Source organism: Bacillus sp. Root131 (assembly GCF_001429475.1).
In the GTDB taxonomy this organism is placed as follows: domain Bacteria; phylum Bacillota; class Bacilli; order Bacillales; family Bacillaceae_G; genus Bacillus_A; species Bacillus_A thuringiensis_S.
Genome location: NZ_LMJQ01000024.1, coordinates 1 through 10,377, shown reverse-complemented (window position 1 = coordinate 10,377; position 10,377 = coordinate 1). Strand labels below are relative to the sequence as shown.

The window sequence follows — 10,377 nt, the reverse complement described above, 5'->3', positions numbered from 1 at the left end:
ATATGTTTTCTTTTTCCATCCTGATCACGCACCTTTTTTAAGTAGTAATACCAGTATGGCCAAGTTTGAAAGAATATTTTCAAATCATTTAGCTTTTTTGCACCAGAACCTTCGTTTTAGGTGAAGAGTATAAAAAATACATTTGATGAAATAAATGGATTATAAGAGAAAAAATGTAGATGTGAAAATAGTAATGCTTGCAATATTGTGAGGAGTGAGTGGAAATATCCAACTTACTCCTCACAAATAGTAATCGCCTCACGTAAACGAGAAATTCCTTCCTCAATTTGATACCTATTCACTTTACCATAAGATAAACGAATGTAACCATTTTTTGCACCGAAGATACTTCCTGGCATAAAGGCGATTTCGTTTTTTAAGCTTTGCATAATAAGTTGTTTTTCATTAATAGGTTTGTTTAATTTCCCCCATATGTACATACCGCCGTTTGGGTTCGAGAAAGAGATTTTATCTTGTAGTTGTTCGTTCAGAGCACGTACGATAATGTCTCTTTTTTCTCCTAGTTGCTTGCGTAAAGGCTCTATATGAGACTGAAATGGTATTGTTTCAAAAAATTGTTGTATAAGCCACTGTGGGAATATGCTCATTCCCAACTCCATTTGATTTCGTGCATCTGCTAATCGTTCTACTACAGACTGCGGAGCGACAAGCCAGCCAATACGTAGACCGGGTGCAATCATCTTTGATAGGGAATGTATATAAATCACTGTTCCGTTTTCATCAATGGATTTTAAAGTAGGGCAAGGTTGTTTCTTTTCTAAAGTAAGTAAACTGGATGGATCATCTTCAACGATTGCAATTCGTAAGTCTGCACAAAGCGATAACAGTTTTTTTCTACGGTTTGGACGTAACATTGTTCCAGTAGGGTTTTGAAAATTCGGATTTAAAAAGATCATTTTAATACGGTGCTTTCTATATAATTCTTGCACGTCATTCGGGTTAATACCGTGCTCATCGACAGGTAATGGGAAAATACGAATACCTGCTGATTGGAATAATGGTAATGAATAACAATGGGAAGGGCTTTCGAAAGCGACAGCATCACCTGGATTTAATAAGCATTGTACGATAAGGTGAAGTGCTTGTTGTGCGCCTGATGTAATCATAATAGATTGTTCGGTCGCTTTCACTTTTAGATAGTCCTTCATATATTTTACTACCGTTTGCCTTAGCGGAAGATAGCCTTGCGGGTGATCATAACTTAATGATTGTGTTAACGGCTGTTCACGTAGAATGGCTTGTAGTTGTTCATGAGGAAAGAGATTACAACCGAGCTCTCCGCTTGCGAAATCAATCATATTTTCATTTTGCTGTACTTGTGCCCGAATATGGCGAAGTAACGGTAAGTTTGGCGAAAAAGTACCACCCTCCACGAAACTTTTCCAGTTCGGCGTTAATGTAGGAGAAACGCCCCACATATGTGTACTAACACGTGTACCTCTACCGGTTGTACTTTCTACAATCCCCATAGCGCGAAGTTCGTTATAAGCAATCGTTACTGTACTTCGGTTTACATGTAAATGCGTAGCTAATTTTCGTTCTGAAGGGAGTAAGCTACCAGGAGGGAGCTCTCCGTATGTAATACGTCTTTCAATAAAGTCAATAACTTGCTGATAAATCGGGATTTTGCAGTCATTATCTAATTTCCATTCCATAAAAATGCCTCCCTATTTTTTAACTATTTCAATTATAACGAATTGGCTGGATATAAAAACAACCAATTGGCTGTTTTTGTAACCAACCAATTTTATTATACTAAATATGGAAGGAGGAGATATAAATGATTGTAAGTAGAGAAAATGATTCGATAATGAAGGAAGCTATCTCTGCAACAGGTGTTGGAATCTCTTGTGGTACGTGTGGCGAGCTTGTTCAAGGTTGCATTAATGATCAAAATTTTATGATCACATTTCCTATACCTCTATATGCTAGTGCTGAAGCCAGATTTGTAAGGGGAGGGAAAATAAGTATAATCCCTGGTTATAAAAATAAAGCTGCAAAAGCTGCCGAAATATTAGTAGACTCATTAAGAAAATTGGGTATAGTCGATAAGGAACTAGGAATTACAATTAAAATTGAGTCGGAATTAATGGAAGGAAAAGGGATGGCTAGTAGTACAGCTGACATTATAGCGGTTTGTCGGGCTATTTCAAATCTATGTAACTATCCTATCGGACCTTGGGAAATATCAAATATTTGTACATCTATTGAACCATCTGATGGTGTAATGTATCAATCATCGGTAGTATATGACTTTTTTAAGGGGAGGTTACTTGAGGATATTGGACCTTTAATGTCAATGCGATTGGTTATCGTTGATAATGGAGAAGCGGTAGATACAGTTAATTTTAAACGGGTACCGTATACACCAAAGGAGATGAAACAAGTCTTGGAAGCTTACCGCTTAGCGACTTGCGCGATTAAAAGTAAAGATATTGAATTGTTGGGGCGTGCTACTACAATAAGTGCCAAGGTTAATCAACGTAGACATTTTAAAAAAGAATTCAATGATATTATGAATATCTTTCCTGAATTAGGGGCACATGGAATATCGGTAGCCCATAGTGGTTCCATTCTTTCTTTATTGTTTGATGCGAATGATGATATGAAAATTGAGCATGCAAAAAATCGTATATCAATGATGTTTCCAGAAGCAACGATTAGAGAAATTACTATCTAAAGAAATTAAGGTAAGCAGCATACATAAATGTAAATGGGGTGTGTAAAATGGTTCGAAAATTATATCTCCAAGATCCATATCTTCAGGAATGTAACGCCATTATAACAAAAATAGAAGATAATAAAATCTTTTTGAATCAAACTGTTTTTTATCCAGAAGGTGGAGGACAGATTGGAGATCAAGGATGGATTGAGGGAAATGAGGTAATTGATACACAAAAGACGGGAGGAAATCTGTTTTATCATTCTAATTTTCCAATCATTAAGGTGGGTTCAGAAGTAGCACATATTTTAAAAGAGCCGGTAAAGGGACTACGTGAAGGAATGGAAGTTAAGGCAAAAATCAATTGGGAAAGACGCCACATGTTGATGAGAATGCATGCTGCGGCACATTTAGTTTATTATTATACATTTCAAGTTTTTGGGGAGATGTATGTGAAAGGTTGTCATATTGCAGAAGATAGGGCTCGATTTGATTTTTATAGTCCTGATAAACGTCTTGATCGTGAAGGGTTAGATAAAGTAGAAGAGTTCGCAAATTTAATCGTTACAGATAATATTCCCATTAAAAATATCCCATTAAATGAGGAACCAGAAGCAATCAATTGGATTTGTGGTGATATGCATATTCCATGCGGTGGTACACATGTTAGACAGACTGGAGATATTGGAGAAATTTCTGTAAGAAGAAACTCGAGAGGGAAAAATTTGGAGCGTATGTATTTAGAAATCGGCGGGGGAGATTCATTTAAATAATTCCGAACGATTAGTATCCGTTTCCATTTACGCAGCAGCGGTAATTCCTGTAAAAGCATTGAGGGATGCTTTGGGAGATGTGAAAAGGAAGTAGTTTATCAACATTCCCTGTTTAGCCGTGAGAAATGCTTGTAACTGTTGGCCCATCCTTGTACTGTATTTCCATTGTAGGTGGAGGATGCATCTTATTATCAGGAATTTTAGAAGTAATATTGGAAAAGAAAGAAGATTATTGAAATCGTATTAGGGATCTTATTATTAACATGTAGTTTTGATAGAAAGTATAAAATAGAAAGAGGTAGTAATGATGCTAAGAGAAAACATAGTAGATGCGATTGGAAACACGCCGTTAGTACAACTTCAATTAGATTCGTCAGCTAGAGGGAACGTCTTTGCAAAATTAGAAATGCTAAATCCTTTTGGGATGAAGGATCGTGCCGCAAAGAAAGTCATTTTAGAGGCCAAAAAGAATGGAGTTTTAAAAGATGGTGCTCCAATTATTGAAAGTTCTTCGGGGACCATGGCATTGGGACTTGCAATGGTTGGAACTTATTTAGGGCATCCGGTTCATATTGTAACGGACAAACGTACGGATCAAATGACTCTTGCAAAATTAAAATCACTTGGTTGTAAATTGGAAATAGTTACAGAAATGACGCATTTAGGATGGCAAAGTGCTCGTCTTGATAGACTAGAAGAAATTCTTAAGGAGAATAAAGAAGCATTCTGTCCTCGTCAGTATGAAAATTCTGATAACCCCAATGCCTATGAGTCATTGGCGGATGAAGCTCTTGAAGAGCTAGGACATATAGATATTTTAGTAGCTTCTGTAGGAAGTGGGGGATCACTTTGTGGCACGGCACGAGCTTTAAAAAAAGCGAATCCTGACTTACGTGTTGTAGCAGTAGATGCGGTAGGAAGTGTTATTTTTAATCAACCAGATATTCCAGGGCGTTTACAAGGAGGACATGGAAATAGTGTAATTCCAAAAAATGTAGATTTCTCAATAATTGATGAAGTTCATTGGTTAAACGATGAAGAATGTTATGCAGCTAATTTAGAATTAGCTAAGTGTGAAAAGCTATTTGCAGGTAATAGCTCAGCGGCATCATATGCAGTTTCACGATTTTTAAGTAGTAGATGTTCAGAAGAAACGAATATTCTAACTATCTTTCCAGATAGAGGGGATCGCTATTATAAAACAGTTTATAATGAGGAATATCGTAAAGAAAAGGGTATGACTAATCTTAACCTACACAAACAACCTAAAAAAGTTTCTTATGGCATGACGGTGACTTCCTGGTCTTATGCTAGTTTACAAGATAATAAGATGCTTACGTTTTAAATGTCTGAAAATTAGAAAATAAAAGGGGACGTTTATGAAATTAGATTTTGATCAACAAATCGATAGACTTTATACAGCATCTTATAAATGGGATCAGTCCAAAATTCTTTTTGAAACAGAAGATATTTTGCCAATGTGGGTGGCTGATATGGATTTTATGTCACCCCCAGCAGTAGTAAATGCACTTATAAATAGAGCTACACATGGCGTATATGGTTATACAATCATACCTGATTCCTATTATAGTTCGATAATAGATTGGCTGAAGAGAAGGCATGGCTCAATGGTACAAAAGGAGTGGATCACACATTCTCCAGGGGTAGTAACAGCGTTAAGTATTTTGGTCTCTTGTTTAACTAAACCAGGAGATAAAGTGATGATTCAATCTCCTGTCTATCATCCTTTCTATGATGTAGTTCTTCAACAAAATAGAGAATTAGTAACGAATAATCTTATTCTAGAAGATGGCCGCTATACTATGGATTTAAAAGATTTAGAAAATAAAATAGATTCAAGTGTGAAAGTAATGTTGTTATGTAATCCTCATAATCCTGTTGGGAGAGTATGGGATGAACAAGAATTGGAGAGACTAGGAGCACTGTGTGCGAAACATAATATAATTGTGATTTCAGATGAGATTCACTGTGATTTAATATATAAAGGCAATAAACATGTACCATTTTCATCTATTTCTGAAAAAATGAAAAGTACGAGTATAACATGTATTTCTACTAGTAAGACCTTTAATCTTGCAGGGTTAAAAACATGTAACCTAATCATTCAAAATCCTCATATAAAGGAAGTGTATGAAAAAAAGTTAAAGATGCTTTCGTTACATTCGGAAAGTTTCTTTGGTATAACGGCAGTAGAGGCTGCCTATACCCATGGTGAAGAATGGCTCAATCAATTATTAATTTATTTAGAGGGAAATTTAAATTTTTTACTTGATTATTTTAAGCAGCATATAAATGAAGTGAAGGTAATCAAACCTGAAGGAACATATTTAGTTTGGTTAGATTTCCGAGGATTAAGGATGAATAAAGAAAATATAGAAAAATGGATGTACCAGAAAGCTAAATTAGCTTTAAATGAAGGTTCTATGTTTGGTGAAAATGGGAAAGGATTTCTGAGAATGAATATTGCCTGTCCTAGGGCTACTTTAGAAGAAGGTTTATCTCGGATACGTAAGGAGTTATAAGTGAAAAGCTGTAAAAATGAATAGAAAAAATGTAATACCTTCATAACTTTGAACACATATTCTTGATTCATAATGAGAAGTTTCTTATAAATCAATTTAAGTACTATGTTAGCATCTTGAAAACTTTAGGAGAGATATTATAACCTATGAGGCTAGATATATTGAGTAGCCAGGCTTAGCAAAAGGCGAATATTATATTTGTTCCTCTTCCAAAATCCTTTCTACTGGGTTACATCACCAAACGGATTTAATTTGCTAATTGAGCTTAAAAAATATAGTAATAACTGCAAGAAGATGAACCAACAGTATCAAATAAATCAGATATGTTCAATTTTATGTAGGAGTTACAGTAGGAGAAGAAAATGATAAGAAATAATGAAACGAAATATATACTGTTAGTATTTTTAGCTATCTGTTTTTTAGCTACAGGTGGTATTTTTGTAAAACTAAGTGAGTTACCACCAATTAATACAGGCTTTTATCGTGTATTGCTCTCTATCCCTCTTTTATTACCATTTGTATGGAAAGAACTTAATAAAGTTTCAAAGAAAGATATTTTATTAATACTTTTAGCAGGTGTATTTTTAGCAGGGGATTTAATTTTATGGAACGTATCATTTTATTATACGAGTGTTGCAAATGCTAATTTATTAGCTAATTTGGTGCCTCTAGTCATTATTCCGTTTTCATTTTTTATTTTTAAAGAAAAGATAACACGTACATTTTTCATAGGGGCTATTATTACAATATCTGGTGTAATTGTTTTAGTTAGTGGGAAAGCAGTCATAACAACAGATAATTTATTTGGAGATATGTTGGCTTTTTTAACTGCTTTTTTCTATGCATTCTTTTTATTGACAGTATATAAAGTACGAGAAAGAGTAAGTGCTAGTATTATTATGTTTGTGAGTGCTTTTGGAAGTGCAGTAACGATTTTCATTGCACTGCTTTTTACTGAAGGAGTTTATATCCCAAGTAGTTCTTCAGAATGGTTGCCTTTAATAGGTTTAGCTATTTTTTCGCAAATTTTAGGGCAAGGGCTATTGAGTTTTTGTTTGGGTAAAGTTAATGTTGCATTATCTTCAATATTAGTTTTATTACAACCAATCGTAGCTGCAATCTATGCATGGTTTATCTTTACTCAGAAGCTTACAATAGTGGAGATAATGGGGATGGTAATTTCTTTAGTTGGAATCTATATTGTGAAAATGAAAAAGAAACAAAAGGTGTCAAACAAATCAAAAGAGAAAATTGTAAGTTAAGTAGTATTTTTAAATTTTGAAGAACTGGGTAACAATTCCGCCTGTAATCATGTTAGGAGACTTCATTCTAGAGTGGCAATCAATGTTGTAGGGTGGAATTGTTATCCCTAATATATACCAAGAGGCATGTTTTTATACAGAAGTTGGTTTATTTAGTCCACATAGACTCCAGTTATGGTAAAATATAGAGGACATATGTATAGTGAGATTCCAATTCTATTGATGAATTGGAATCGTTTTTTACATGTAACTTTTTGTGGAGAATAATCACGCATAAAACGATACACGAGTTGATCTAATTCTTGGCTACAGGCAAAAATTAGGGGGTCTGTATATCCGTATGCTCTTACCAACTGTCGCAGTTGTTTCTTTTTTTCTTCAATTTGTTTTTGTAAGTGGGTAACATCAGATGTAGACATGGGAAACCTCGCTATTTCTACAGATTGATATCAACTTTTTATAGTATATGCAGTTTTTAAAAAATGAAAACGGTCACATAAGATGTGAGATATTTTATATGTACAAAAGGAGGGCATTTCTATGAAAGCAACCGGTATTGTACGAAAAATCGATGAGCTTGGTCGAATTGTGATACCAAGGGAAACGAGGCGTACACTCAATATTCACGAAAAAGAACCATTAGAAATATTTGTAGAAGGCGAAACGATTATTCTACAGAAATATCAATCGTATGGTACTTGTCCCATCACAGGGGAGATTTCTTCCCAGAATATCAAACTAGCGGATGGAAAGCTGACGTTGAGCCCAGAAGGGGCGAAACAACTTATGGAAGAATTAGAACAATACAAAGTAACAGTATGAAAAGAATAGGGGGCGAACTCGTTGGAAGTGAAATTACAAGCATTTCAAAAGGATAAAAGCAAGAACATGCTATCTTTGCAGGAACAATTGTTGCAAGAGGCGTTTCAAAAGAGGAAGGATATCACTTTAATTCTGTTAAAAGGATTGCATGTAAAAGGAATAATAAGAGGATTTGATACTTATTCTGTTTTAATAGAAGTTGAAGGTAAGCAACAGCTTGTATATAAACATGCAATCTCGACGATTCGATTCTAAAATAAAACAGTAGCATGATTCCTACTGGATTCATGCTACTGTTAAAGAAATATTATTTAGCGTTTACAGCTTCTTTTAATGCTTTTCCTGCTTTAAAGGCAGGTGTTTTTCCCGCAGGAATAGTAAGTGCCTCACCAGTATGCGGATTGCGTCCTTCACGTGCAGCACGTTCTTTTACTTCAAATGAACCGAAACCAAATAGCTGTACATGGTCTCCATTTTGTAGTGCATGTTGAATGGACTCTAATACGGCATCTACTGCAAGACTTGCTTGTGGCTTTTTTAGTTCAGATTGTATTGCGACTTGTTTGATTAATTCTGATTTGTTCATGAGTCACCTCTTATTGTGATATATACTTGTTTCAGTATAAAGGGAGAAAGAGAACGGTGCAAGATAGTTTGTAAGTGTAACATGTTAGATTCTTTGCTAACGAAAAAACGTGTATATGAGAAAATACCCTAAAAAAAGAATGAGGCGAAAGAAGATGACAAATGTTTTTTATATGGAGCTCAACGATCTTAATTATGAACTCGAGCGAAGTGCGGAAATACTGAGGGTATTGGCACATCCTTTCCGTCTACAAATTGTACATCAATTATTAGAGAAAAATGCTTTAAATGTTACCGAATTACAAAAAATTTTAAAATTACCACAATCTACGGTTTCACAACACCTTCATAAAATGAGAAATCATAAAGTGTTATCACATGAACGCAAAGGAACAGAAGTATTTTATCGAGTGGACGATAAACAAGTGAAACAAACGGTTCACATACTGATGGGATAAACAGATAGCTTTTTGAGGTGTGTTGCAAAGTTTGAAAAAACACAGACTTGTTTACAAAATATAGTTATAGTTTAAGCGGTTCTGAATAACTCCTGTAATTCCTTGTACGTCGAAAAAGAGAAGTCTGGAATTTGACTTCTCTTTTGTTTGTATATCGCATGAATCGTTTCGATTCCTTTCAATGTACGTGAAGCATGACGGATATTTTGGAATCCAGAAGATTTGGCAAAACGTCGTTTGACATGTCGATGATCTTGTTCAATCAGGTTATTAAGGTGCTTAACCGTACAATGTGTTATATGCACATAAAAGCCATTATTTTTCAGTTTTTTGAACGCACAAAGCAGTGCAGGAGCTTGATCTGTTGTAAGAACCGTTGGTTCTCCAAATTGTTTCGTATTGAAATTAGAAATAGGACTGTGTTAAAAAGGAGATTCTATACAGGTGTGTTGCAAAGTTTGAAAAAACACARACTTGTTTACAAAATATAGTTATAGTTTAAGCGGTTCTGAATAACTCCTGTAATTCCTTGTACGTCGAAAAAGAGAAGTCTGGAATTTGACTTCTCTTTTGTTTGTATATCGCATGAATCGTTTYGATTCCTTTCAATGTACGTGAAGCATGACGGATATTTTGGAATCCAGAAGATTTGGCAAAACGTCGTTTGACATGTCGATGATCTTGTTCAATCAGGTTATTAAGGTGCTTAACCGTACAATGTGTTATATGCACATAAAAGCCATTATTTTTCAGTTTTTTGAACGCACAAAGCAGTGCAGGAGCTTGATCTGTTGTAAGAACCGTTGGTTCTCCAAATTGTTTCGTCAACCTTTTTATAAAGGCATATGCTGCTTGATGATCTCGTGTTTTTCGAAGTTGAAAATCAAGTGTATATCCATYACTATCAATCGCACGATACAGATAAGACCACTCCCCTTTCACTTTGATGTACGTCTCATCTACATGCCAAACATGATGTGCAGACTGGTTTTTCTTCTTCCATATTTGATAAATCAAATTGCCATATTCATGAACCCAACGCATGATGGTTGTGGGATGTACAGAAACTCCTTGTTCTTTTAGGATCTCAGACACATCACGATAACTTAAAGAAAAACGACAGTAATAGCCAACGGCTACCAAAATAATATCTTTTTTGAATTGTTTCCCTTTAAAATATCCCATGCATCCTTCTCCTCGCCCCATTTTCTCTATATTTTAACTTCACTCCAAAAACTTTGCAACAGAACC

Annotated in this window: 12 protein-coding genes and 1 pseudogene; 8 read left to right on the top strand and 5 right to left on the bottom strand. The window is 35.0% G+C overall.

The annotated features are described in order from the left end of the window. Positions 1 to 233: 233 nt before the first annotated feature. The gene (locus ASE54_RS26635) at positions 234 to 1,676 is read right to left on the bottom strand and encodes a PLP-dependent aminotransferase family protein (RefSeq protein WP_000454884.1); all 1,443 of its coding nucleotides are present in this window, start codon (positions 1,674 to 1,676) and stop codon (positions 234 to 236) included. A gap of 125 nt (positions 1,677 to 1,801) precedes the next feature. On the opposite strand from ASE54_RS26635, the gene ASE54_RS26630 reads away from it, so the two are divergent. The 5 genes from ASE54_RS26630 to ASE54_RS26610 all read left to right on the top strand — a co-directional run bounded on the left by ASE54_RS26630 (position 1,802) and on the right by ASE54_RS26610 (position 7,261). Continuing rightward, a complete protein-coding gene (locus tag ASE54_RS26630; protein ID WP_000637313.1) occupies positions 1,802 to 2,701 on the top strand; it encodes a kinase in 900 nt (299 codons plus the stop codon). 47 nt (positions 2,702 to 2,748) lie between these two features. Then, positions 2,749 to 3,456 (top strand): alanyl-tRNA editing protein, encoded by a 708-nt coding sequence (locus ASE54_RS26625; RefSeq protein ID WP_000251827.1) that lies wholly within the window; start codon positions 2,749 to 2,751, stop codon positions 3,454 to 3,456. Between the two features lie 307 nt (positions 3,457 to 3,763). Next, positions 3,764 to 4,801 (top strand): cysteine synthase family protein, encoded by a 1,038-nt coding sequence (locus tag ASE54_RS26620; RefSeq protein ID WP_000943138.1) that lies wholly within the window; start codon positions 3,764 to 3,766, stop codon positions 4,799 to 4,801. Positions 4,802 to 4,835: 34 nt separating this feature from the next. Then, positions 4,836 to 5,999: a MalY/PatB family protein gene (locus ASE54_RS26615; RefSeq protein ID WP_000762455.1), complete on the top strand. Its 1,164-nt coding sequence runs from the start codon at positions 4,836 to 4,838 to the stop codon at positions 5,997 to 5,999. Positions 6,000 to 6,361: 362 nt separating this feature from the next. Then, positions 6,362 to 7,261: an EamA family transporter gene (locus tag ASE54_RS26610; RefSeq protein WP_000620811.1), complete on the top strand. Its 900-nt coding sequence runs from the start codon at positions 6,362 to 6,364 to the stop codon at positions 7,259 to 7,261. Between the two features lie 152 nt (positions 7,262 to 7,413). Here ASE54_RS26610 and ASE54_RS26605 read toward each other — a convergent pair whose 3' ends face one another. After that, entirely contained in the window at positions 7,414 to 7,680 is a 267-nt protein-coding gene (locus tag ASE54_RS26605; protein WP_012211111.1) for an aspartyl-phosphate phosphatase Spo0E family protein, read from the bottom strand. Between the two features lie 121 nt (positions 7,681 to 7,801). Here ASE54_RS26605 and ASE54_RS26600 point away from each other — a divergent pair, with 121 nt between their 5' ends. Together ASE54_RS26600 and hfq are read left to right on the top strand one after the other, a co-directional pair. Beyond that, complete coding sequence (locus ASE54_RS26600; RefSeq protein WP_000648285.1) at positions 7,802 to 8,083, top strand: AbrB/MazE/SpoVT family DNA-binding domain-containing protein; 282 nt, start codon at positions 7,802 to 7,804, stop codon at positions 8,081 to 8,083. Positions 8,084 to 8,104: 21 nt separating this feature from the next. Next, on the top strand, positions 8,105 to 8,338 hold the full coding sequence (gene hfq, locus ASE54_RS26595) for an RNA chaperone Hfq (RefSeq protein WP_000453237.1): 234 nt from the start codon (positions 8,105 to 8,107) through the stop codon (positions 8,336 to 8,338). Between the two features lie 52 nt (positions 8,339 to 8,390). On the opposite strand, the gene ASE54_RS26590 is transcribed toward hfq, so the two are convergent. After that, positions 8,391 to 8,669: an HU family DNA-binding protein gene (locus ASE54_RS26590; protein ID WP_001043041.1), complete on the bottom strand. Its 279-nt coding sequence runs from the start codon at positions 8,667 to 8,669 to the stop codon at positions 8,391 to 8,393. A 154-nt stretch (positions 8,670 to 8,823) separates the two neighbouring features. On the opposite strand from ASE54_RS26590, the gene ASE54_RS26585 reads away from it, so the two are divergent. Then, positions 8,824 to 9,126, top strand: coding sequence for a metalloregulator ArsR/SmtB family transcription factor (locus ASE54_RS26585; RefSeq protein ID WP_000185989.1), 303 nt, complete (start codon positions 8,824 to 8,826; stop codon positions 9,124 to 9,126). Positions 9,127 to 9,197: 71 nt separating this feature from the next. Here ASE54_RS26585 and ASE54_RS35225 read toward each other — a convergent pair. Both ASE54_RS35225 and ASE54_RS26580 read right to left on the bottom strand, forming a co-directional pair. Next, a pseudogene (locus tag ASE54_RS35225) lies at positions 9,198 to 9,521 on the bottom strand (DDE-type integrase/transposase/recombinase); the annotation flags it as partial. 103 nt (positions 9,522 to 9,624) lie between these two features. Continuing rightward, complete coding sequence (locus tag ASE54_RS26580; RefSeq protein WP_057273005.1) at positions 9,625 to 10,311, bottom strand: IS6 family transposase; 687 nt, start codon at positions 10,309 to 10,311, stop codon at positions 9,625 to 9,627. Positions 10,312 to 10,377 lie beyond the last annotated feature (66 nt).

Bases quoted from the DNA above. Each gene is read 5' to 3' on its own strand.
- ASE54_RS26635 (WP_000454884.1), bottom strand. From the start codon at position 1,676: ATGGAATGGAAATTAGATAATGACTGCAAAATCCCGATTTATCAGCAA.
- ASE54_RS26630 (WP_000637313.1), top strand. From the start codon at position 1,802: ATGATTGTAAGTAGAGAAAATGATTCGATAATGAAGGAAGCTATCTCT.
- ASE54_RS26625 (WP_000251827.1), top strand. From the start codon at position 2,749: ATGGTTCGAAAATTATATCTCCAAGATCCATATCTTCAGGAATGTAAC.
- ASE54_RS26620 (WP_000943138.1), top strand. From the start codon at position 3,764: ATGCTAAGAGAAAACATAGTAGATGCGATTGGAAACACGCCGTTAGTA.
- ASE54_RS26615 (WP_000762455.1), top strand. From the start codon at position 4,836: ATGAAATTAGATTTTGATCAACAAATCGATAGACTTTATACAGCATCT.
- ASE54_RS26610 (WP_000620811.1), top strand. From the start codon at position 6,362: ATGATAAGAAATAATGAAACGAAATATATACTGTTAGTATTTTTAGCT.
- ASE54_RS26605 (WP_012211111.1), bottom strand. From the start codon at position 7,680: ATGTCTACATCTGATGTTACCCACTTACAAAAACAAATTGAAGAAAAA.
- ASE54_RS26600 (WP_000648285.1), top strand. From the start codon at position 7,802: ATGAAAGCAACCGGTATTGTACGAAAAATCGATGAGCTTGGTCGAATT.
- ASE54_RS26590 (WP_001043041.1), bottom strand. From the start codon at position 8,669: ATGAACAAATCAGAATTAATCAAACAAGTCGCAATACAATCTGAACTA.
- ASE54_RS26585 (WP_000185989.1), top strand. From the start codon at position 8,824: ATGACAAATGTTTTTTATATGGAGCTCAACGATCTTAATTATGAACTC.